Here is a 26787-nt window from a genome sequence, read left to right as displayed (position 1 = left end):
TTAACTCAATTGTTGTGCACGTCTAGTTACTTTAGGCTGATAGCTTCGCAGTTTTTGCATCGCCGAGCCGTGATGTTCTGGGTATACTTCTATCATTTCTTCCGGTTTTTCCAAAGGCTCTTCCGCCTGTTTCATCATGACGAACTGGTTCAACGGGCCGCCGAGCAATCGTTCAAGCGCCGCCATTGCTTCGGGCGCTTCAATTGATCCGACTCCCGCCTGTTTCATCCGTTCTTGATAGTCGGCAGATGAGACGATTCCGACACTGCCCCAGTAGCTCCAATTCATCACCGCCGCCTTATACGGCCGCGTTTGAGCCAAATGAGCGGCAAAGGCATCTTTGAAACTGCATCCGGCGGCGTAATTGCTTTGTCCGGCCGCTCGTGCAAATGATTGTACAGACGAGAAGAACAAAGCAAAGTCCAGCGGCTCATTTCGGAAAACATGGGCCATATTCACGCTGACATTGACCTTTGCAGCGAGCACGCTTTTAAAACGGCTTTCCGGCATATTCGCCAGACTTTGATCCTCTAAAACGATTGCGGAATGGATGATTCCGTTTATTTGCGGGTACGTGCGTTTGATCGTTTCATACGCCCGTGTGAGTTCATCCTGATCTGCCGCGTCTGCTTCAACATAAATCGGAGCCGGGCCGAACTGGCTGAGTCTGTCGATTTTTTCCTGGATGTCGCTGTTATGTTTTCGTCTGCCGATCCAAACGACGCGTGCCTGATACGTTTTTACGGCATATTCGCTCCATGCCTCGCCGATACCTCCGGCGCCGCCAATGACGACATAGACGCCGCCTTTTTGGTAAGCGGGCCGGCTTGACATCGGCTGCTGTACAGGAATGAGGCGCTGTTTGTACCAGAGATTGTTCCGGTACGCCCATGTATTGCCTTGCTCATCGAACGGCGCCGAGAACAGCTCCGCCTTTGAAACATCTTCCGGACATCCGGCATCAATCAGCCTTGTCTGCCAGTTCGGATACTCTTTTGCGAGCGAGCCGATTAAACCGTGAAGGCCTGCGTGAGCCGGATCAACGATGTCCGCCGGCTGTACGGACTGTGTTTTTATGGTGACTGCAGTCAGGCTGATTCGCTTGCCTCCATATCCTAAAGCAAGCATGGCCTTGATCACTCTGTACATCTGGATGACGCCGGTATCCTGAGCTTTCACCATGTCAGCAGCGCTGTGAACAGGGGCGATCCATACGATATGGCCGAATGGCCCGCTTGCTTTCATTTTTGCTGCAACAGCCTCTATTTTATCCTCCGGGGTGATATGAAGCCTTTTCGCATAAGGATGATGCAATTGAAAAGCTGCGCTCTCCTCATCCCCCGCGATAAAGACAACCTCTTCCGTCTTATATGCCGGGCTTCGGTCACTGAATTCCGCAAGATCCCATACCGGAGCCAGAAGGTTTGCTCCATTTAATGATGTTTCCGGCGCAGGGCCTTCCATCATTCTGGAAGAAATCCCTTTAATCCTGACACAGACCCGGCCTGTCTCATCGCATAAGTCAATGTCCAGCCGCTGTATTTTCTCGTCCGTTCCCCGTGAGCTGACATACGCCCACATGCTTGTCGTGCACGGACTGAAAATGTCCAGTTCCTCGAGAGCAAACGGCAGTGACAGCTGGTTATCATCTGCGTGCAGCTTCAGCCCGATTGTCGCTTGCAAAGCTGAATCAAGCATACACGGGTGAAGAACATATTGATCTGCCGTTTCTTCGAGGAAGGAAGGCAGCCGGAGCTCAGCCAATGCTTGATTGCTTCCGATATGAATCTGCTTGATTCCTTGTTGTCCTGGACCGTAGTCAATACCGATTTTTCCGAATAAGCCGTAACACTGCTCAGAAGTCAGCATGCTGCGGCTGCATTGAGCTTTCAGGGCACCTATATCACGATGCGGAGTCTCAACGGCGCCGAGAATGCCGGCAGCCCCCTGACAGTGTATTTGCCTGCCGCTTGCTTCTGTTTGTGAAGCAGTGTAAATGTCATACACGATCTCACCGTTTTCCCTCGGAACGAGGCTGATCTGCGTTTCAATCGGGCGGCTTCCCGCTTCGATCGGCCGAACCCAACCGATGTTTTTCAGGCGGATGACAGACGGACGTTCTTTTTGCCCTTTGACCGCCTGAGCAACTGCTGCCCTAGCCATTTCCAAGTAGGCGACGCCCGGCATGACCGGTTTGCCTTTAATCAGATGATCGGTGAAAATCGTCTCCTGCCCCGTAAATTCAGATCGGTACCGCTGTTCTGTTAAATCCGATACGTTTTCGTGAAGCAGCGGATGCAGCACCCGCGCCGTCGGCACAGCTTGCGGTTTTTCTGCTTTCGGCCGATTGTCTGTGATCCAGTACCGCTCTTTCGCAAACGGATAAGCAGGAAGACTCATCCGTTGGGGCTTGATATCAGCATATAGGCCGTCCCATTTGATATCGGCACCCTGCACCCATAATTCCGCAAGCTTGTCATTCTCCCGGCGGCTGATCAGTTCTTCTGTATCCGGTTCGCCGTTTGCGCCTGCCATAATGGATTTCAGCGCGGCTTTACCCGCTTTTCCTTTATAGATGCCCGCTGCGTCATAATTCCCTTTCGCACAGCTCTTTAGCTTGTCCCGCAGTTCTTCGGCGGAGGAAGCGATAACGGCCGCTCTCTCTTCCATGGCATCACGTCCCTGCTGAAGCGTGTAAGCAATACCCGTAAGATCCTCATCGGTAAAAGAAGCTTGTGCCAGCTGGTGTGCCTGTTCTTGCAGACGGTCTTCTTCTTTGGCCGACAGCACAAAGATTTGAGGGTGTGTGAAAATGGCTGTTTTTCTTTCTTCCCTCGGGATATATTCTTCAATGACAACATGGGCGTTTACGCCGCCGATGCCGAAAGAACTGATTCCCGCACGGCGCGGCAGATCGCTGCCGTTTTCGTCTTTCAATGCCGTCCATTCTCTTTTGTCCTGTACGATGTAAAACGGGCTGTCTTTCAGTTTGATATACGGGTTGATGACCTCGCTGTGGAGGCTTTTTGCAAGGGTTTTATGCTTCATCTGCATCAGCACTTTGATCACACCCGCGACACCGGCTGCAAGCGACAGATGGCCGATATTGGTTTTTGCCGAGCCCAGACCGCAGTGACTCGCGTAAACGGCGGGATCGCCGGTTTTTTCGTACAGCTTTTGAAAGGCCGATTTCAGTCCGTTGATTTCGACCGGGTCGCCAAGCTCCGTTCCGGTTCCGTGCGCTTCAATATAAGTGACAGTTCTCGGATCAATGCCGGCTTTGTCATAAGCCGTTCTGACGACTTCCGCCTGGGCTTTCGGATTCGGCGTCGTCAAGGAGTTCGCGCGTCCGCCGTGATTGACCGCACTGCCTTTAATGACGCCATAGATATGATCGCCCGCTTTTTCTGCTTCTGACAGCTTTTTCAAAAACAGAATTCCGGCACCTTCACTGACGGCAAATCCGTCCGCCCTGTCGGAGAATGTTTTGCATTTCCCTTCTTTGCTCAGCGCGCCGGCTTTATCATAAGCGATGTGGCCCTGCGGTGTGACGACGGTATTCACGCCGCCTGCGATCGCCATGTCGCAGTTCCCGTTTTCAATGGCGCACACTGCGTGATGTATCGCGACCAGCGAGCTGGAGCACGCAGTGTCGATCGGTTCACTCGGCCCGTGCAGATTGAGCATATAGCTGACACGGTTCGGTCCCGCAGACGGACTCATATTTGCGGCTGATGCACCGCCGATATCCAAGTCAGAAAACAGTGAGCCGTATCCGGTGTTTCCCGTGCCGATGTAAAGGCCTGTTTTCGTGCCGGAAAGGCTTTTAGCGGAATATCCCGCATCTTCAATCGCTTGCCACGCATACATCATTAACAAGCGCTGCTGCGGATCCATCTGTTCGGCTTCCAGCGGCGAAATTCCGAAGAACAGCGGATCAAAATCCGCAACTCCGTCAATAAATCCGCCCCACTTTACATTTGTTTTGTTGGCTTCATTAAGCGGGTCGCCGTAATACTCCCGCCAGTCCCAGCGATCCGCCGGCACCTCTGTTATGCAATCTGTTCCCTCTTCTAAGTTGCGCCAATACTCATCAATATTTGCGGCCTTCGGAAACACTCCGCTCATACCGACAATGGCGATCGGTTCCGGTTTATGTTCAACCGCAGTCTGAACAGGCTGTACGGCAGTTTTTGCAAAGCGCTTGTTCCCTGTCAGTCTCATGCTGCCGTCATCTGTTATGCGGCTTTGTTTCTCTTCTTTCGGCTGTGTGCTGCCGGCAAATTGTGTGTGATAGTCTTCAGCCAGATGATGTGCCAAGGCTTGAATCGTCGCATATTCAAAAAATACGGTCGGTGTCAAATCAAGCTTATAAGTGTCATTCAGCTTGTTGGCGAATTCCGTCAGCGTAATGGAATCAAACCCGTATTGATTGAACTCCAATTCAATATCGATTTCATCAATGTTTATTTTCAGAAGTGCGGAAACCTCTTTTGCCAGCAATTCCTGAATTTTCGCCGTCAAGTCCTTCGGTGCAGGCGTTTCCTCCGTTTTCTTAACCGGTGCAAAAGCGGCTGCAGGCGTCTTCTGAAGCAGTTTCTCCCGCATTACGGCGCGGTTTCCTTCCATGACGAGCACGCTTGTTTTCCCCGTGCTCCATGCGTTGTAAAGAGCTTCTATTCCGGTTTCAGTGCGCATCGGCACGACACCGGTTCTTTTTTCGGTGAGCTTCGCCATTTCTTCATTGACTTGCATTCCGCCGTCTTTCCAAAGCGGCCAATTGACCGACAATGTATGTCCATGGCGGTACATTGCCTTAACCAGCGCGTTGCGGTATGCCGCATAGCTGTCCATAAATGCGTTTGCCGCCGCATAATCCGCCTGTCCCGCATTCCCGGTGACGCCGGATATGGATGAGAAAACGATGAAAAAGTCCAGCGCTAAATGCTCGGTTGCTTCATCAAGGTTGACAAATCCGTCGGTTTTAGGCGCCAATACACTGTAAAACTCTTCGGTTGTTTTCTTTGCGATATATTGATCTTTCATCACACCCGCGCTGTGAATGATGCCGTGAAGGCCGCCGTATTCCGTTTCAATTGTATTGACCAGATCTGCCGCAGTTTGAGCGTTTGTCACATCAGCCTGTCTGTATTCCGCTTTTGCTCCGAGAGATTCAAGCGATTGCAGCTGCTTCCGCTGATACTCGCTTAACGCGGAACGGCCTGTCAGAACGAGTGTCGGCTCTTTGACTTTGCGGGCGATTTCTTTGGCAAAAATAAAACCTAAGCCCCCGGCTCCTCCGGTAATAAGATAAATGCCTCCGTCATTCCACGGAATGCGTATTTTATTGCCGGAGACGGCCGTTTCTTTGACATCTGCGCTGTATCGGATGCCGTTTTCATATTTGACATGGCTGTCATCAGCCCGTGTTTTATTTTCTATGATGATGTCTGTGATTCTGCCGTTTTCCGCCGGTTCTATTTCAATCAGCTGGGTTTTCAGTTTTTTATGTTCCAGGCCGGCTGTTTTTAACAGACCTGAAATCCCTGAGAGCAGCTGATGCTTATCTGTTTTAGTGAGAACCGTCTGGATGAGGACGTCTCCTTCCGTCTCTTCCTTCAGCAGTTTTTGCAGCGTCTCCAATATCCGCCCTGTATAATCACGGAAGCGCGCCGCCGCTTTCCCGTGCGGGGAGGTCAGTTCAATGCATTCGGCCCCCGCAGCTTCAACGGCTTGTTTCAATCCGGCGTCTGTGTCACAAAGCATCACGATATGCCGGGCAAAAACCGGTTCCGTTTGAACGGCAGCTTCATCGCTTCGGGTCCATACCGGCTCAAGCATGAGCGTTTCCGAAGCTTTTTCTTTTTTCTCAGGTTCTTTTTCTGCCGTTCTGAATGACAAACCTTTCAGCCTGACGCAAACCTTGCCATTTTTATCACAAATATCAAGATCGCGTTTTTCAACCTGGCCGGCTTTGTGGTCTTCGGAAAGTCTGGCGTAAACCCACATCTCGGCAGCGCATGCGCTGAATACTTCGAGCTCCTGAACCGCAAACGGAAGCATCAGCTTTTCATCATTTGTTCCGGTTAATATGCTTGATGCCTGCAACGCAGAGTCCATTAAGCCCGGATGCATGACATACTGCCGTACCGTGTCTGAACAAGCCGGATCAAGCGACAGTCTGCCCAGTACGAAATCGGCACCTGTATAAATCGCTTTGACACCCCGAAAAGCCGGGCCGTAATCAAAACCGATTTTGCGGTACATATCGTACACTTCGTCTGCAGAAAACGGTGCCTCGGCGGATCGTGATCTCAGTTTTTGCAGATCAATGACCGGTGCCTTGGCGTCAGGGCAGATTGATACTGAACCTTGACTGTAAACGGACGGCTGATCTGTTTCCCGGCCGCTGTAAATGTCAAATTGAACATTGTTTGCAGGATCGGGAACGAGGCGGATGTTGACATGGACCGGCTCGTCTTCAATGGTGATCGGCCGCACCCAAACCGTATTCTTAAGTTTGATGCTTCCTTGTCCGGCCGGCACTTCAGATGCCTGTTCCATTGCTGCGCGCGCCATTTCAAGATGTGCCACTCCCGGTAAAATCGGCACGCCTTGTACAACATGGTCCGCAAGGTAAAATTCTTCCCCTGTGTAGATGGAGCTGAACCGCTGTTCGGCAAGGTTTGATGTATTTCTGTGCAGAAGCGGATGCAGCACGTCTAGTTTTCCCGCTGAAACAATGGCTGTTTTTTCGTGTTTTCCGGTACGATTTTCCGCCCAATAGCGGTCTTTTGCAAACGGATACGACGGCAGGCTCATGCGTTTAGGCGGCCGGTCTCCATACAGCTTCGCCCAATTGACGTTCAGCCCTTTGACCCATAATTCAAGCAGCTTCGCGTATTTGCCGCGTGCCATCCATTTTTCAACGGCTTCTTGAATGTCTTCATCTTCCGTCAGCATTTGCAGTGTGCCTTTGTCTATTCTTCCTCTGTACAAGTCCGCGTTCTTATCCCCGTTGATAAACTGTGACAGTTTTTCCTGCAGTTCTTCTGCAGATCCGGCAATAACCGCCAGGCGTTCTTCCATGGCGTCCCTTCCGATCTGGAGGGTATATGCCATAGAAACGAGGCTGGATTGATCGTACCGTTTTTCCGTAAGCGCACGTTTCAGCTGTTTTGCCTGTTCTTTCAGGCGTTTTTCATTTTTAGCGGATAGAACGAAAAGACATGGGTTGATATGCGAATCATCTGCTTCCGCTTTTTCTTGCGGAATGTATTCTTCGATGACGACGTGGGCGTTTACCCCTCCGATGCCGAATGAGCTGATGCCCGCGCGGCGCGGCTCATCGTTTCCGTGTTCGTCCGTCTGCGTCTTCCATTCCATCGTTTCCCGCACCAGATAAAACGGGCTGTCTTCAAGCTGGATGTACGGATTTACCGTCTCACAATGAAGACTTTTTACTAATGTCCGATGCTTCATCTGCAGCAAGATTTTAATGATTCCCGCTGCTCCCGCCGCAAGGGATAAATGGCCGATATTCGTTTTGACTGAGCCTAAGCCGCAATAGCCGGACGCTTTCTCTTTTCCGTCTGTAAATGAGCTGAATGCTTGCTTCAGACCGTTAATTTCAACGGGATCTCCAAGTTCTGTTCCCGTGCCGTGCGCTTCGATATAAGAGACCGTTTTCGGATCAATGCCCGCTTTTTTGTATGCGGCTTTAATGACTTCCGCCTGCTGTTTCGGGTTAGGCGTTGTTAAAGATGCCGCGCGGCCGCCATGATTCACCGCACTTCCTTTAATGACGCCGTATATATGGTCTCCATCCGCCTCCGCCGCTTTCAGTTTTTTGAGGAAAAAGAGCCCGGCTCCTTCCCCGTGGGCAAAACCGTCAGCCTGATCGGAGAATGTTTTGCATCGCCCTTCTTTGCTCAGCGCCCCTGCTTTGTCAAAGCTGATATACACATCCGGAAGAATGATTGTATTGATTCCTCCCGCCAAAGCCATGTCGCACGTCCCTTCTTCAATTGAAGAAACGGCATGATGTATGGCAACGAGTGAGCTTGAGCAAGCCGTATCAATCGGTTCGCTCGGTCCGTGCAGATTGAGCGTATAGCTGACACGGTTCGGGCCGACAGACGGGCTTGTATTGGCTGCGGACGACCCTTCAATCGTCGCATCGGCGTTGGCTAAAAGAGATCCGTAACCGGTATTTCCAGTCCCGATAAATACACCTGTTTTTGTGCCTGATAGACTCTTTGACGCATATCCGGCATCTTCAATCGCTTTCCACGCATACGTCAGCAAGAGACGCTGCTGAGGGTCCATCTGTTCCGCTTCCCGGGGCGAGATTCCGAAAAATAACGGATCAAACTCTGCAATTCCGTCAATAAATCCGCCCTGGATGACGTTTGTTTTATTGGCTTCTTTTGCAGGATCCCCGTAGTAGTCCCGCCAGTCCCAGCGGTCTTTCGGAATCTCGGTCATGCAGTCTTTGCCTTCTTTCAGGTTCTGCCAGTAAGCTTCAATGTCTTCGGCCATCGGAAAAATTCCGCTGATGCCTACGATTGCGATCGGCTCCGGCTTTTGGTTCCGCTGCACTGACTGCGGCGGTGTCTCAGGCAGAGTGCGGCGGCGCTTAACGGACGGGCGCGTGTTTTGAGCTTCTTTTACCGATCTTGCCGATTGGACTGTTTTGGTATTTACCGCAAACCGTCCGGCAAATTCCTCTTCGTATTCACTGATTAAATGAACGGCGAATTCATGGATCGTCGGATGATCAAAGAAAATCGTCGGCGTTAACGTGAGCCGGTACGTTTTATTTAACCGGTTCGTAAACTCGGTCATCGAAATTGAGTCAAGCCCGTATTTTGTCATTTCTTCATGAGGATCAATGTTGTCAAGCTTCACTTTTAACAGTGAGGCCGTCTGCTGTTTTAACAGATGCTTCACTTTTTCAAGGAGGCTGTCAGCATCAATGTCATGACGTACGCCGGTCTCTGCTTCCGGACGTTCATCTTCTTTGCGGAACAGCTTTTCTTTCATGGTTTTCCCATCTCCTTCAAGAACCGTCATCCGGGCTGTCCCGCTCATCAAGCCTTGATATAAGGCCTTGATGCCGGCTTCTGTGCCGAGCGGTGCGATTCCCGCCTCCTGCATCAGCATATCTTCCGTCTGCTTTCCAGCCTGCATTCCGCCTTCTTTCCATAACGGCCAGCTGACAGAAAGCGTCTTTCCGTATCTTTGTCCTGCGACTTGCAAAGAACGGCGGTACTCGGCATACATCTCCATAAAGACGTTTGCGGACGCATAGTCAGACTGGCCGACGCTTCCAAGCACACCCGATAAGGAGGAAAAGACAATAAAGACATCTAATTTCTCGTGCTGTGACGCTTCGTCAAGATAGACAAGACCCTTCACTTTCGGAGCGAGAACATCTTGGTATTCCTCCGCCGTCTTCTTCACCATGTAGTTGTCTTTAATCATACCGGCACTGTGTACAATCCCGTCCAGCTTGCCGTGCCGTTTGCGGATATTGCGGATGAGACGGTATACTTCTGCTTCATCTGTGACATCGGTCTGCTCGTAAAAGACAGATGCACCGGCAGAACGCACTGTTTCCATCATGTCTTTCTGCTTTTCTCCGAGAGCGGATCGGCCGGTTAATATGATGTCGGCGCCTTTTGTGCGGGTTGCAATCTCTTTTGCAAAGATCAGGCCTAAACCTCCCGCACCTCCTGTAATGAGATAAACGCCTTTATCTTTCCACGGAATGTCAGGCTCCGCTTCAGAAATGTCCAGTTCTTTCCAATCAGCGACAAAGCGCTTGCCGTTTTCATATTTCACATGGACGCTTTCGGCAGGCCTGCGGTTTTCCGCCGCTTTTTCCGCTATGCCTTCAGCACTTTCTTTCTCATCGGCTTCTATCATTTGGCAGATCAGCTTGGATTGTTCAAGACATGCCGTTTTGAAAAGACCGGTAATGCCTGAGAACACCTGCTGTAAGCCGGCTGACCGCGTGACAGCCTGAAGAAGGATGCGGCCTTTCGGCTTATTTTTCATGATGGTTTTCATACAGGCAAACAGCTGGCCCGCATAAGAATGATACCGCTCTGCAATGGATGCGGGACGCTCGTCCAAGATCAAGACGCTTGCATGTTTAAGCTTTGCTTCGACTGCTTGTTTAACGGCCTCATCGTACTCACAGAGGAAAATGATATGCTGTTCATACGACGGCTCGCGGTCCGCCGGTTCCGGCTGCTCTTTCCAGACCGGTTCAGCCAGCAATGTCTCGGTACGGCTGACCGAAACGCCGGCACCCGCGTTTTCTTCCATAATCCGCGTTGAGAAACCTCTCATCCGCACACAAAGCACGCCGTTATTGTCATATAAATCAATATCGGCTTTTTGAATAGGATCGCCGGCTTTATTGTTCGCGCTGAATGTGACGTGCACCCACATGTCATCAGCGCATGGCTCCAGAACGTCCAGCTCCTCTAAAGCAAACGGCAATGCGGCTTTGAATGGTTCTCCGCTTTCTGCAAGTTGCGCTCTTGTCACGTTCTGCAAATATTCGGCGGCCTGAAGCGCACCGTCCATCATACTCGGATGAAGGATATAATCAGCTTTTGTATGAGAGACGGATTCAGGAAGCTTCAATTTAGCAAGCATCCGGTCTTCGCCTTTATATACAAGCTGGACACCTTTGTAGCCCGGCCCGTAATCAGCTCCGATCATTCCTTTGTAAAACGCTTGAGATTCGATTGTTCCCTGCGTGCATCGGCGCTTCAGCTCATCAAGATCCGCTGTTTCTTCCGGTTCTTTCCGGATGATTTCAGCGATGCCCTGATTATAAAGAAGGTCTGCTTCACCGCTTGAATCATTCCCGCCGTACATTCTGTATTGAATCTGCCCGTCTTCTTCTTCATAAAGTCCGATATGAACACGGACAGCCTCCTGATCGGCTATCACCGGGCGGACCCATACGATATTCTTTAAACGCAGGCCCAGAGATTCGTCTGTTACCCCGCCGATGCTTCTCTCCGCCGCGGCCCGTGCCATCTCAAGGGTGACGGCAGCAGGCACGATCGCCATTCCTTTAATGATATGCTCGGCAATAAAATACTCTTTTCCCGTGAATTCCGAACTGAACCGCTGCTCCTGCAAAACGGATGTATTCTGATGTACCAGCGGATGCAAAAGCTTCGCATCTGTTTGCTTCACGGTTTCTTCCGGCCAGAAGCGCTCCTCTGCGAACGGGTAGGTCGGCGCACTGATTTTTTGCGGCGCGGAATCCTCATACAATAAGCCCCAATCGACACGCACCCCTTCTATCCAAAGCGCCGCAAGTGCTTTCAGCTTTTCATCCCGTGTCTGACATGCCGCAAGCTCATCCAGCTCCTGAGATGACGCTTCTTTATTTCTCACCTTTTCGCCCCGTAAGATGTTTTGGTCATTGCCATTGATGAAATCCTGCAGCTGCCGCTTCAAATCGTGACGATCATGACAGATAAAAACGGCTCTCTCTTCCATCGCTTCACGTCCGGTCTGATACGTAAATGCCACATCATGCAAGGACACATCGTTTTCGGCGTCATTCAGAAAGTCAGAAAGACAAGACGCGTAGGCAGTCAGACGCTCGTGATTTCTCGCTGAGAGCGGAACGATATAAGGCGGCTGTCCGTCATTTGATCCGCTGATCGTTTTGTTTTCATACTGTTCAAAAATGGCGTGTGCGTTTGTTCCTCCGAGTCCGAATGAGCTTAACGCTGCGCGGTGCGGCGTGTCTCTCTTCGGAAGCGGTTTTCTCTTGTCCGCCACATAAAACGGCGAACCGCTGAATGTGATATTCGGATTCGGTGATGTGTAATTAAGGGTAGGCGCCAGCTCCCGATGATATAAACTCATCGCAACTTTAATACATCCGGCTAGGCCCGCTGCTGTATCCAGATGGCCGATATTCGTTTTTACGGAACCGATCCCGCAATACTGCTCCCGATCCGTGTAACGTTTATACACTTGCTGCAGCGCAGACATTTCAATCGGGTCACCCAATGTCGTTCCCGTGCCGTGTGCTTCAATGTAAGAAATGGTCTCCGGGTGAACGCCCGTGCTGTCTAAAACATGCTGGATGACGTCCGTCTGGCCTTTTACACTCGGTGCGTAAAAACCGACTTTATCCGCTCCGTCATTGTTCAGACCGATGCCTCTGAGCACGGCGTATATGTGATCTCCGTCCTGTACGGCTTGTGACGCCTTTTTCAGCAGAATGACGGCCGCTCCTTCTCCGCCCGCCATACCGTCGGCTGAAGCGTCAAATGCCTTGACATGCCCGTCGCTTGAAAAATTCAATCCGGCTTGATGCACATAGCCGATGCTGGTCGAAGCGTGCAGAGTTGCTCCGCCGACGAGCGCGTATTCTGATTCTCCGCTCGTTATGCTTTTGCAGGCTGAATAAAGACCGACCAGTGATGACGAGCAATTGGAATGAACGAAATAGCTTGGCCCTTTTAATCCGAGCTTATGGGAAACCATCGTCGGAATCGTGCCGCTCTGCGCTAACACCCATGACACATAGCCGTCAGGTGATTCGTGGCCTTCTGTCGTTTTTTCCGGCAAAAGCGACCGATACGAATTATTGCTCGCCGACATATAAACGCTTGTCTTCGGAATCTCTTTGGATACATATCCCGCATCCTCGACAGCTTTCCAGGAATGAAGCAGCAGAAGCCGCAGCTGAGGATCCATAAATTCAGCATCTTTCGGAGAAATGTGAAAGAATTCAGGATCAAAAAGATCTTTTCCTTCTATCGCCGATAATGCCGGCACATAGTTTGGATTTTCGATCAAATCTTCCGGGACGCCGGCTTCCCGGAGCTCTTGTTCCGAATAGAAACGGACGCTTTCCTTTCCTTCTCTTAACTGCTTCCAGAACTCATGATGATTTTTCGCGCCGGGAAACTGACAGGAAATCCCTACTATTGCCACACTGTCTTCAAGGTAAGACGGCATCCCGTTTTGCGGTGTTTGTTCCCTTTCTCTCTCATCTTGGCCGGGCGCCTCTGATTCATCCGCCTGTTTTGTTTCAACAATAAAACGGCTGATCGCCTGAATCGTCGAGTGTTCGAATAAATCCGTAACGGTAAAATCACACTCCAGCTCCTGTTTAATGCGTTCTGCCGCCGCAACAGCCAAAAGCGAGTCGCCCCCTACATCGAAAAAGCCGTCTTCGGTTTTGATGCCTGCCGTATTCAGCAGGTCTTCCCATATTTCGGTCACTTTCGCTTCCGCTTCTGACAACGGCAGTCTGCCCGTCCTTTCAGACCGGTGAACGATCACCTTGCGCTGTTCCAGGTCCTTGCGGTTCACTTTTCCGCTCGGTGTTAACGGCAGCGCATCCAGACGGATAAAATGGGCAGGCGCCATATAATCCGGCAGACCTGATAAAAGATGACTGCGGAGCGCTTTTTCATCTGCCGAATGACCGGAGCGGGCCGTATAATAAGCAATCAGCTTTTTATGTCCGTTCTTTTCCTGCACAACAACCGCCTGATCAAGAATGTCCGGATGCTCGCTCAATTTTGTTTCAATCGCTCCCAATTCAATGCGGAAGCCGCGGATTTTCACTTGACTGTCAATACGGCCGGCATATTCTATATTTCCGTCAGGCAGCCATCTGGCCAAATCGCCTGTTTTGTAAAGCTTTTCCCCTTCACTAAACGGATTATCAATAAACGATACCGCCGTCAGCTCAGGCTGATTGTAATAGCCTCTGGCCAGTCCGGCGCCGGCTACGCAAAGCTCTCCGGCCACACCGTCAGGGACGGGGCTGAGCTTTTCATCGAGGATATAAAGCCTCGTGTTTTGAATCGGTTTCCCGATCGGTGTATTCCTGCTTGTAATGTCCTTATCGCCGCAGCTGTAGTAAGCGGCATAAATGGATGTTTCCGTCGGGCCGTATATATTTTCAATTCTGGCCTTTTTGAAGATGGAAACCGACTTTTTGACCAAGTCTTTCGGAAACGCCTCTCCGGCCACCATCACATATTTCAAAGGACCGCCTTCTGTAAATGCCGTATACCGCTTTACCGTTTCTAAAAATACATTAAACACGGCAGGGGCAAAATTCAGATGCGTCACCTGGTGAGTCTGGATATATTCCATGCAAAGCTGCGGATTTTTTTCTGCACCGGGCGGCAAAATGACAAGCCGTCCGTTTCCGATAAACCAGCCGAATAATTCTGAAATTGAAACGTCAAACACATAATTCGTTTTTAACAAATAGGCATCCTCATGCGCGACCGGATACTCCGCTTCTAAAAACTGCAGTGTGTTCATGATGGCTCTGTGCTCTACCATGACGCCTTTCGGTTTTCCCGTGCTTCCGGACGTATAAAGAATATAAGCGAGATGATGCGGTTTTGAACGCGGCATCAGTTTCGCTCCGCTGACAGGGCGTCCGTTGTTTTCAATTTCCACCGTGCTCACGCCGCCGATGGTTAACCGCTCAATCACGCCGCGTGTTTTTGCTTGCGTTAATACAATTGAAACGCCGCTGTCAATCAATACGTGTGCCATCCGTTCATTTGGAAAAGCCGGGTCAAGCGGGACATACGCACCTCCCGCTTTTAAAATGGCGAGGATGCCGATGACCATCTCAAAAGAACGCTCCGTACAGATACCGACCGGGCATTCCGGTGTGACGCCCATTTCTTGCAGATGCACAGCGAGCGACGTGCTTCGTTCATCTAATTCGCGATATGTAAGGCTTGTCTCACCGAATGTGACGGCTGCTCTGTCAGGGTATCGCCCGGCTTTTTCTGCAAACACGTCATGAATGCAGCAGTTATTCGGCTGATGAGATGGACGGCTTTCCTCCCGTTTTTGATTGAGCAGGCCGGAACAGGCTGCAAAAGCGATCTCCGGATCAGAAAGCACCTTTTCTGCCAGTTTCATATAATGCTCCGCCATCCGTTCGATGGAAGAAGGGCTGTAGACATCCGGGTTGTACAGAAATTGCAGGACGGTTCCCGTTTCTTTTTTATAGACTTCAAGCGCAAGCTCAAATTCGCCTTCCTGATGAATGTCTTCTATCATTTCAATGCCGAGTGATTGATATCGTTCCGCCAGCTTTTCCGCTCCTTCTGTCTGGAAGAAGTTTTGATAGAAAAACGCGGTTTGAAAAACAGGCGAAACCGCAGGCGAGCGTTCCGTCTTCAATTCTTTGACAAGCGCCGGAAACGGATACGCGGCATGGTCCAGCCCTTCTGCAAGGGTCAGCTGGAGCTCCTTCAAAAACGCGGCAAAGGATTTGGCGCCCGTTTCCCTGCTTCTGACCGCGATCATATTAATAAAGTATCCGATCACAGATTCAAATTGAGCCTCAGAACGCCCCATCGTCGGCATGCCGACGATGACATCTTCCTGATTCGTATATTGATAGAGCAAGCCTTTGAAAATAGCGAGATACACAACGGATTCATTAACATTATGTTTTCGGGCGCAAACTTTAATCTGCCGGTTCAGTTCATCAGGAAGCAAGCGCTGGTACGCCTGCCCCCTGCACGTTTGAACCGATGATCTCGGGTAATCCGCCGGAAGCTCAAGCACCGGCAGCAGTCCGTCAAGCTGCTTTTTCCAATAAGAGAGATGCGTTTTTCCCTTTTCGCTTTCCAGCAGCTCCTTTTCCCATTTCACAAAGTCATGATAATCTGCGGCCTGCTGAAGCATTTCCGGTTCTTTGCCTTCGCTTGCTTTTACATAAGCGTCCAGCAGCGATGACATAAACGTCATAAGAGAGACGCCGTCAAAGATGATATGGTGAATGGTGATTAACACAATCGGCTCCGCCTGACGGAACACTTGAACGCGCAGGAGCGGACCTGTTTCAAGCGCGAACGGTTCTTTTGCTTTTTCTTTAATAAACGAAAGAGCATCACGCCCGCTTAATTCGGAAAGATCTATTTCTTCAATCGGAAAGTGCCGATCCGCATCTTCAGCCTGATACGGAAGGCCGTTTTCCTCTTTTATCACACTCGTCAAAATAGGGTGCTGGCGCTGCACGGAAAAAAGGGCCGTTTTGAATGTCTCGATATCCAGCTTTTGAAAACGAAAGCATAACGGAATGTTGTATGCGCTCATCTCCGGAAACATTTTCTGAAGCATCCACAAACCTTTCTGGCCTTCGGAAAGCGGACGTTTTGCAGTCGTCCGCTTGAAAGCCTGAAGCTTTTGTTCTACTTCAGCGATGGTGAGCGTTCCTGATCTGTAGGCATCGAGAAGTTCTTTATGATTCATAGGTCTTACTCCCTTCTATGATGTCTTGCACTCTTTTAAAATCCAATGTCCCCTCGGAGACCTGTCTCATCATGGCGATGATCTCCTGATCCGTATACTCCTTGCTTTCCGGAGCCGCGGTTTCTGTTTCTTCCGTTCTGTAAAACGTTTCGATCGTTTCTTTGTGTTCTGTCAGGTAATAGCTGATGACGTCTCCGAGCGTGGCATAGCTGTAAAATAACGCCGGAGTGACTTCAATGCCGTAATGGCTCGACAAAAGCGAGGCAAATTTGGCTAAATAGATGGAATCAAATCCGAATTCCGCCCAGTTTTTATGCAGAACGAGCTTATCCTTGGATATTTTCAGCAGATTGTGTATCAGCTCTTTCAAATCCGCTTCGAGCCGTTTTTCTGTGCTTTCTTCCGGGATACGGCGGCTCACGGTTCCCAAAAGAACTTCCGTTTTTGATGAATCGTCCCGCCGTATGCCTAAAAATCGCTCGGCACGGCTTCTTTTGCCGGCAATGACAAGGCACTGTGTATTGTCTTGAGAAATGATGCGCTCAAACAGCTCAATGCCTTCATCTGTTTCTAACAGGCGCTGGCCGCTTGATTTCAGATACATGCCCGTCGTCTCTTCACCGCCGACGGCCATTCCGCCGTTTTTCCAGACCGGCCAGTTTATGACAAAAGCGTTTCCGCTTTCTGATTGTTCATTTTTATAATGGGCGTATGCCATTTGGAACCTGTTCGCCACTGCGTAATCACAGCAGCCGAAATCTCCTAAAACAGCCGATGTGGATGAAAAGTAGCAGATGAAATCAGGCGTTTCATTTTTCAGCCACTCGTCAAGAAGCAGGCTTCCGTTTATTTTCGGTTCAAGCGTATTACGGAAGTTCCCGATTTCATTTTCAAAGACGGATGTTCTGCTTTCGATGCCAGCCGCATGAATGACGCCGTGAATGGCTCCGAATCGTTCTTTCGCGCGTTTGATGCAGTCGCCCATTCCGATCGGATCACAAACATCGGCTTCGGCGTAAAGAACACCTGCGCCGAGATTTTCCAACTCTTTCATTTTTTCTTTCTTTTCCTCATTGATCGGCGATCGCCCCGTGAGAATGACATTTGCCTGATAGTTCCGGGCGAGGCGGCGGGCAAATAAGTAGCCGAGCCCTCCTAATCCGCCCGTAATGAGATATGTGCCCCCGGTTCTGATCCTGCTGTTTTCTTTCGTCAATCCGGTCGGTTCAGTGTGATAGACATATCGTTTCCCTTCTTCGAGGAAAACGGTGTGGTCTGTTTCAGCCTTCAGCTCGTCCCAAATGGTTCCCATCCAGTCTGTCATGGCTGCGCCGGCTTTTCTGAAGAGGCCGGTAATGCCCGTTTTCGGGAGGACCATGCCGAGCGAACGCTCAAATCCGATCCATGATTCCAAGTAGCATTTTTCCAGACCGGATGTATATTCACCCGCCAGTAACAGTCTTTCCGGCTGCAGACCGGTCTCGGCCATAGCCTTGAGAATATAGACGATACATGAAAAATCTTCGATGCAGCTTTTATCTTCAAGCGCCCATAAATACAAAATGGCAGATACTTCACCGTACTCTTTTTGAATGTCCGCAAAAGCGTCTACATATGATTGCGGATCTTCCCGCACCACTTGGCAGCGTCCGGCTGATAAGCCCTCGTACCGGTTTCCCTGAGCGATAAAAATAACGTCAGCTTCACTGTCATACGATTTGATCACAGAGACGGCTTCCTGCTGCTTCTTCTGATCAGTTAAGAAAGAAATCACCGTTTTAATTTTCTTTTCTCCGGCAGCAGGCAGAGCCTGTTCTTTAAGAACTTCTCTAAAAGCCATCACTTCAAACTGCTCCGCCGGATCACTTTCATCAGCCGGCGCCTTAACGGGCACTGTTTTACTTTGTACAGGCGGCTGATGCCAGAAGCGTTCTTTCGCAAACGGATAAGCAGGCAGGCTGATGCGAACCGGAGGACGGTCTCCGTATAATTTCGCCCAATCGATGTCCAATCCTTTTACCCAAAGCTCAAGCAGCTTAGAATATTTCCGTTTGCTGATCCAAGCATCTATGATGGTTTCCATGTAATCATCGGCCGCAAATACGGCAAGCATCCGTTTGTTTTCTTCCGTACCGTCACGGTGCAGTCCGGCGCTGTCTTGTCCGGCGATAAATCCATTCAGTTTTTCTTCAAGTTCAGGCAGTGAATGAACGATAAAGCCGAGACGCTCTTCCATCGGCACACGGCCCGTCTGGAGAGTATAGGCTATGCTCATCAGATCACGGCCGCTGTATCTTTTTTCACGGACGGCGTCTCTAAGCTGTTTTGCTTTTTTGGTGAGCCGTTCGCTGTTCTTCGCAGACAGGACGATGATGGCGGGCTGATCTGCCGGCGTCTCATCAGGTTCTTTGTCTGCCATATATTCTTCTATGACGAGGTGGGCGTTTGCTCCCCCCGCGCCGAAGCTGCTTAACCCCGCCCTTCTCGGAAGCTCTTTTCCGCCGATGACGGGACGCTTCCACTCACCGAGCTCCTGCTGAACGGCAAACGGCGTATACGCGAACTCAATATTCGGATTCAGCTCTTTCGCATGCAGGGACGGCGCAATTTGGCGGTCTTTCAGCTGGAATAATATTTTTGTCAGACCCGCAATGCCTGCTGCGCTTTCACAATGGCCGATATTTGATTTCGCAGAGCCGATGGCGCAAAACTGTTTGTCTGTTGTATCCTCTTCAAATGCTTTCGTTAATCCGGCAATTTCAATCGGATCGCCTAATGCGGTCCCCGTGCCGTGGGCTTCAATATAACTGACGGTGCGCGCCGGGACGTTTGCTCTTTGGAAAGCCTCTTTTATTAAGGCGGCCTGCGCATTCGGATTCGGAACGGTGTAGCCGTTCGTTTTGCCCCCGCTGTTAATGGTGCTTCCTTTAATTACACCGTAAATGTGATCGTTATCGGCGATCGCTTGATCCAGCGGCTTTAATACGACCGCGCCTACCCCTTCTCCGTCGACAAAACCGTCCGCGCGGTCTCCGAACGATTTGCACGTGTCGCTTGCAGAAAGCATGTTCATGACTGACAGATTCATATAATGGACCGGGTCGGTCACAAGATTTACGCCGCCTGCAATCGCGCATTCGCTTGAACCGCTGTATATGCTCTCAAGTGCCAGATGAATGGCCGTCAAAGAAGAGGAGCAGGCTGTGTCAACGGCAATGCTCGGCCCTTGGAAATCAAAAAGGTAAGATACTCTGTTGGCAATGGACCAGTAGCCGTAGCCTGTCGGGTAGTTTTTGTTCATCGCTCCGGCAAAAACGCCGATTTTTCTGCTTTGGCACAGGTTGTCAGGCGTATAGCCGGCATCCTCGATACTCGCATACGCCGTTTCTAAAAATAATCGCTCCTGCGGGTCCATTCGCTCCGCTTCCAAAGGAGAAATCTGAAAGAAAAGCGGATCGAACTTGTCCATATCCTCAATGAAGCCGCCCCATTTCGTATAAATAGAGCCTTCTTTACCTTTTTCTTCATCGTAGTAATCCTGCCAGTTCCAGCGCTCCCGCGGGATTTCTTCTATGCAGTTTTTTCCTTTTTTAATGTTTGCCCAAAGCTCAGCCGCTGTTTTGGCCTGGGGGTAGCGGCCGGATACGCCGATAATCGCCACGTCGCGAACTGAACTTTGCCGGACGGTCTCTTTGGCTGCCTGTTTTCCTTTCCGCCGCCAGTCAGTGCGAAGCGGCTTATCCGGCTGTACAGCCTGTGGTTTTGATGCCGCCGGTTCTTCCTGAACAGGCGTTTGTCCCGTCAGTTTGATCATCTCGTCTTTTTTCGTTTTGATTAAGTGGCCGACGAGAGCCTCAATCGTCTGGTATTCAAAAAATAAAGTGCTGCTGACTTGGTCTAACACATTTCGTAACGCATTTGTCAGCTGTACGACGACGATAGAATCAATTCCGTATTTTTCAAGCGGCGCTTTCGGATCAATTTGAGCCGGCGGAATTTTTAACGTTTCTCCGATTAACGTTTTCAAGTACTCGGTGCTTTTTTCTGTTAAGGCTGTGCTTTTTTCGGCCGTTGTTTGCGGCTGAAGTTCCGGCGCTTTTTGTGGTGCGGTCCGTTTTCCGGTCTCAGCTTTAAGCGTTTTTTGGCGCACAATGCCATTGCTTTTTGCCGCTATAATCTGATGGCTTAATTCATGTGCCGCTTCTGCCGGGAAGAAGACAGAATGCCAGCCTTCACTTTCTAACACGCGCTTCCAGCTTTCCGGATACAAGCCCGGGCATCCCGGAATTCGAAGGTCGGAATCTTCATGCAGCCACCAGCCTTCAAGCAGACCGAAAGTAATATGCGGGAACAGGCTGTTGCCCGCCATCTCATTTAAGAGCAGCAAACCGTTGTCTTTTAAAACGGCTTTGGCGTTTCTCAGCGTCTGGCGTATGTCTTTTGTCGCGTGGAGCACATTGGCGGCAACGGCGATGTCGTATGCGCCCGGCTCTATGTCCTGACCGGAAAGCGGTTCTTCTGCATTAAAAAGTTTATAAGTCAGATAAGGATTCTGTTTGCCGTATTCTGTCTCCGCATGCACGAGAAAAGCTTTCGATACATCGGTGTAACAGTACTCTTTGATATGGTTTTGATACGGCTTAAGCTTTTCAAATATCCCCGCGCTTGTGCCGCCAGTGCCCGCTCCGATTTCCAGGATGCGGATCTCGGCTTTTGGATTTTTACTGATGTTTTCTTTCACATAGGCTGTTAATGTATCTGACAGGGCGCCGTTGAAGTAATCCGCGACTTGGTTGTGTTTATAAATTCCTTCAACGAGTTCCATTGAAGAGTGCGGGAACATGATGTCTGTCGCCGGCACGTTTTCGCGCAGAATGTCCGGCAGTGCTTTAAGCATCGTCTCGGCTAAAACAGTCATCGCTTTTGTATCGGCGTTATTGAGCCATTCCTCTTTTTCCTGCTCCCATTTTTGCCATAGCGAGGCGGTTGTGTCTTCGGCTCGCGCCGACAATTTATATGAATCCGCATTCCCTTCCAGATAACCATGTTCCAGAAGGAAAGCGATCGTTTGATTGAGCCATTTTTTAAAATAGCCGTGTTCAGGCTCATACGCTTTAAGGCTTTGCGGCGTCAGCAAGTCCGCCTCTTTTAGCTGGGCGATCAATAGCTGATACAGAAAATCATCAAGTTCCTGATGCTCGGTCTCTCTTACAAGACGTGCGCCCGGCGGAGCAACCTTCAGCTGTTGTCCTGATACAAGCGGCTGAGGCGGATAAACAGACATCTTTTCTCGTTCATTCATTCCCTCTACTGCGACCGGTTTTGTCGTATGAATGAAAGCGGCCTGGTCAACCCGCAGCGTCATAAGGGTTTCAAGCGCCTCCATCGCAGCGTCCGGTTCGATCAATCCCAATCCGATCTGATCCATCAGCTGAATAAAATTGCCGTCTTCAGCCGCCTCGCTGCTGCCCCAGTAGCCCCAATTCATGACTTTGACCGGGCAGTTCCATTTCTGAGCAAGTTCCTTCGCAAATGCGTCACTGAAGGCGCATCCTGCGGCATAATGGCTTTGTTTCACATTATGGATAAATGCCACAAGCGAGGAGAAGAAGAGCGCAAAGTCAAGCGGCTCCCGTCCAAATACCTCCGCCATAGATACACTTACATCGGCTTTTGCCCGCAGCACCGATTTGAATTCTTCTGTCTTCATATTATTTAAGCTTTGCTCAGACAGATCCATTGCCGAGTGGATGATTCCGTTCATTTTTGTGTGACGCTCTTTTATAAACTGATAAGCCCGCTCTAAGGAAGCACTGTCAGCGGCATCGGCGGAAACATATTCAGGCGCCGGGCCGAATGCGCTGAGCCGGTCGAGTTTCGCCTGTATGGAATCATTCAGTGTGCTTCTTCCGATCCAAATGATATGTGCTTTGTAGCGGCGGATCATGTATTCACTCCATGCCTCGCCAAGATATCCGGCGCCTCCGATCACGGCATAAACCCCGCCTGTTTTGTACAGCGTGCCGTTTTTCGGCATATTGTCAAGCGGTATCAGCTGCCGCTCATACAGCTCTTGATTGCGGTATGCCCAAACTCTTCCGTTTTTCCCGGCAGAAAGAGAAAGCGCCTCGCCGATCGGCCAGATGCCGTCCGTTTCTGTGTCAATCATGCGGATATTCCAATGCGGATATTCTTTCGCCATTGTCCCGGCAAGTCCGCTGACCGCTGCTTGTGACGGATCAGCGCTGTCCTGATCTGAAAACGGCTGGGCATTTGCTGTGACGAAGCACCAATCCAGATGTTTCCCTCCGTATCCTAAGGCAAGCAAAGCTTTCATCAGCTTGAACACATGAAAAACGTTGCGCTCCTGTTCCTTAAGGATGTCAGCACTCTCAGCCTGCGGCGCGAGCCAAATGATTTGCTCCAGTTCTTTTTGTCCTTCAAGCAAGTGCGTAAGAGATGTGATATCTTCCGTGCTTCTGATTGGATAGTAAGAAGCATTCGGCAGATGCTCTTTGATGCACGCGTGGCTTCTGTCAGTTCCTCCGAAAACTGCAGTCTGCTTATCGGCCATTTTCGTTTTCCCGGTATTTATAAGTGCAGCGGGCTCCCATGCCGGAATCATCATCGTATGGCCGACAGGCGCCTCTGAAGTTTCACCGACCGCTGTTTGGCTTGGTTCAAGCGCCCGGACGGACGCGCCTTTCATCCGAACATAAACCGTACCGGCATCATCGCACATATCAATGTCAAATTTTCTTACGTTGTCATCTGCTTTGCTGCCTTCTGTATACCGGATATATGACCAGATCTGTTCAGGACACGGCCCGAACACTTCCACTTCCTGCATCGCAAACGGCAAAGAAAGCTCATGGCTGTCTGCATCGTCATGAATCGAGCGGACAAGCAGACCGACGGAGGCGTGAAAAGCGGCGTCCATTATACTCGGGTGAAGCGTATACAGCTCTTTATCGTCTTGAACGGAAGCCGGGAGTGAAATACGGGCCAGTAACCGGTCTTCCCCGATCAGCAATTGCTGTACGCCCCTGTATGCCTCTCCGTAATCCAGGCCGATCTTTTCAAAAGCACTGTAACATTCTTCCGCCGTCACGATCCCTAAATCGCAGGAAGCCTTGACAGACTCAATATCTAACTGAGCACTGCCCTGTGCGGTAATGACCGCTTCACCCTGGCTGTGAATAACCGGATCTTCGCCGTTTACTTCTGCCTCACTGTATATTTCATAGGTAATCTCACCGTTATCTTCTGGATAAAGGGCAATATGTATTTCCTTCGGTTTGTTTTCAATCATGACCGGCCGGACCCACACGACCTGTCTGAGTGTGACGCTATGGCCTTTGTCCGTCACGCCCGCGGCCTTTTTCACCGCCTCTGCGGCCATTTCTAAATAGGCGACGCCCGGCAGAATTTTTTGTCCGTTGACGACATGGTCAGACAAGAAAAATTCATCTCCCGTAAAAAGAGAAGTAAAACGCTGCTGTGAAAAATCTGACGTATTTTCTTGTAAAAGCGGATGCAGCACAGTGCCTGACAGGCTTTTCCCGTGTTTTTTCTGCTGCGGAATCCAATAGCGCTCTTTTGCAAATGAATATGTCGGAACGCTTGTTTTACGCGGTTTATCCGCATCGTACAGCTTATTCCAATCTACTGTTTTCCCTTCTGCCCATAAACCGGCAAGCTGTACCGGATCACCTGTTTCAGGAGCAGGTTCGCTCAGTTCCGGCATCTCGGCTTGTCCGCGCCAAAATCCGGGGATGTTGTCGCTTCCTTTTACGAAATCATTCAGCTTTTGCTTCAATTCGCGGGTGTCATTTGCAAGGAAGACCGCTCTCTCCTCCATTGCTTCGCGTCCTGTCTGAAGCGTGTAAGCCAGTTCAGACAGCACCGTCTTTTCAGAAAGCGACCCGGCTAGTTTTTCCGCATAAGCCAGAAGCCTGTCTTTATTTCTTGCGGACAGCGGGATGATTTTGGCTGCATCGTTCTCAGGTGCAGGCGCTTTGTGTTCCGGCTGAATGTATTCTTCTAAAATGATATGGGCATTCGAACCTGATGCCCCGAAGGAACTGAGCCCGGCCCGGCGCGGATAATACGTGACTTTTCCGTTTTCTTCTGCTGCCGGCTGGTTCCAAGGAGCAGTCTGCTGCTGTACGTAAAAAGGAGACTTCTCAAATTTCACGTATGGATTTAATTCCGCGGAATGCAGAGATTTGACAAGCGTTTTGTGATGAAGCTGCAGCGCCGCCTTTGTCAATCCGCTGATGCCCGCTGCCGATTCTGCATGGCCGATATTTGATTTGACTGAACCGATGGAACAAAATTGCTGATCCTGCGTCCCTTCGCTGAACGCTTTTGACAGACCTTCAATTTCAATCGGGTCGCCTAACGAAGTGCCCGTTCCATGAGCTTCCACATAACTGACGGTCCGCGGGCTGATCCCTGCTTTTTTCAGACATGTCTTAATGACTTCTGCCTGTGCAGCAGGGCTCGGGACGGTAATCCCGCTTACTTTCCCGACGTGGTTCACGGCGCTTCCTTTAATGACCGCGTAAATCCTGTCGCCGTCCTGTTCGGCTTTTTCCAGCGGCTTGAGTAATACCGCACCGACTCCTTCTCCGGAAACATAGCCGTCACCGCCCTCGCCGAACGTGCGGCAGCGGCCGTCGCTTGAGTGCATGCCGACGCTTCCGTAGCTCAGATATTTCGCCGGGTGGAGCGACAAGTTCACCCCGCCCGCAAGTGCGGCTTCACATTCGCCGCGGCGGATGCTTTCAATCGCCAGATGAACGGCGGTCAATGATGAGGAACAAACGGTATCGACCGCGATGCTCGGCCCGTGGAAGTCACAATAATAAGACACTCTGTTGGCGATCTGCGCATAATTCAGCGAAACCGGAAAAGGATCAGTTTCCGATAATTGTTCTGCGCCGATTAAGGAATAATCTTTATGCATCACCCCTGCAAAAACGCCGATCGGATGCTGTTTCGCTCCTTTATTTCCAAGCGTTTCAGGCGTATACCCCGCATCTTCAATCGTTTCCCAGCAGGTTTCTAAAAACAGGCGTTCCTGCGGGTCCATCATTTCCGCCTCACGCGGTGAGATTCTGAAAAACTGCGGATCGAAGCAGTCGGCATCGTCGATGAAACCGCCCCATTTTGATACGGTCTTTCCAGATGGTGACGTTACGTTTTTATATGTTTTCCAATCCCAGCGGGACTTCGGAACTTCAGTGATGCAATCCGTGCCCGCCTTAAGGTTTTCCCAAAACTCCGCCACATTTTTCGCTTTCGGATAGCGGCCGGCCATTCCGATAATCGCAATGTCACCGGTGTTTTCATGATGTTCTGGCGCGTCCGGTGATTCGGGTGCACGTTCCGCACATTCAAATGAAACGGTCTTTTTCAGATAGGCTGCCAGTTCTTTTATATTCGTATATTCAAAGAGAAGAGTGGGCGCGAGTTCCGCACCCGCCTTTTTACTGATATCCTGCACAACCTCAAGCAAAGAAGATGAATCTAGCCCGAGCTCGTAGTAGCCGGCAAGAACGTCCAGCGTCTCCCAAGGCTGACCAAGCTTATCAGCCAAAAGCTTCTTCAAAAACAGCATGATGTCTTTTTCATCTGCGCTTTCCGGCTCTTTTGCATCCTGTCTATTCTGTCCAGCTGTGTACCCGTCTTCTTCGAGCCGAACCGCTTTTCCCGTAATGTTTTTAAGCTCAGCCACCTTCTGTCCGGAACGGCTGAAGTACTCGATAGTCATCGTTGTAAGTTCTTTTTCCTGACGGACGCCGGAAGCGGAAATACGCGCCGTACACTCTGATTGAAGCCTGCCGGCGGCTTTGAACGATTCATAATATAAAGGCAGGTGAAGCCGGTTTGTTTCAGAAAGCAAGCCGCTCGCCCCGATGCCGCTCGCATCCAAAAGGGCGGGATGGAATAAAAAGAAATCCTTTCCTTCTTCGCAAGAAAGCTCAGCCAGCATGCCGTCTTCTGTTTCGTATAATCGTCCGCTCGATTTCATCATCCCGGAATGAACCAGGTCATGATCCACGCAGCGGTTATACATGTCATCGAGATCCAGAGATCGGACTGACTGCTTCAGCTCGCCGAAATCAATGGTTTCGTCAAATGTGACTGCGTCTCTTTTCACCATTTCAGCCGTCGCATATTGTATATTGTCTGACAGCTCGTCATCTTGCTGTTTCTGTCCGGAAAGGGAGATGAGCCACTTTCCATCTCCGCTTTCAGAACATTGAATGGTCAGAATGATTGCAGCCGTTTCACTGACGGTTAAAGGCTGATAAATCGTGACATGCTTCAGTTCGAGCTCATTGTATGAATAACCGTGCTCCTGAAAAACCTGATAAATCAAATCGATATAACTAAGACCGGGCAATACCGCCTCACCAAAGACCGTATGGCCCTTCATGATAGGATGATCCAGTGAAATATTGATTTTTTCCGATATCATTT

The 26787-nt window shown here is 50.3% G+C and carries 2 protein-coding genes; both read right to left on the bottom strand.

Going from position 1 to position 26787, the window contains the following annotated elements; all coding sequences use genetic code 11:
- Complete coding sequence (locus AADZ70_RS04550) at positions 1-16296, bottom strand: amino acid adenylation domain-containing protein (RefSeq protein ID WP_342007785.1); 16296 nt, start codon at positions 16294-16296, stop codon at positions 1-3.
- Positions 16286-26785 (bottom strand): SDR family NAD(P)-dependent oxidoreductase, encoded by a 10500-nt coding sequence (locus AADZ70_RS04545; RefSeq protein ID WP_342007784.1) that lies wholly within the window; start codon positions 26783-26785, stop codon positions 16286-16288. The genes AADZ70_RS04550 and AADZ70_RS04545 overlap by 11 nt, the downstream gene beginning before the upstream one ends.
- Positions 26786-26787 lie beyond the last annotated feature (2 nt).

The organism is Bacillus sp. YBsi01, from assembly GCF_038406745.1.
GTDB classification, from domain to species: domain Bacteria; phylum Bacillota; class Bacilli; order Bacillales; family Bacillaceae; genus Bacillus; species Bacillus siamensis.
The sequence above is the reverse complement of the archived record's forward strand: the minus strand, read 5'-3'. Positions and strand labels throughout refer to the sequence as shown.

Bases quoted from the DNA above. Each gene is read 5' to 3' on its own strand.
- AADZ70_RS04550 (WP_342007785.1), bottom strand. From the start codon at position 16,296: ATGAATCATAAAGAACTTCTCGATGCCTACAGATCAGGAACGCTCACC.
- AADZ70_RS04545 (WP_342007784.1), bottom strand. From the start codon at position 26,785: ATGATATCGGAAAAAATCAATATTTCACTGGATCATCCTATCATGAAG.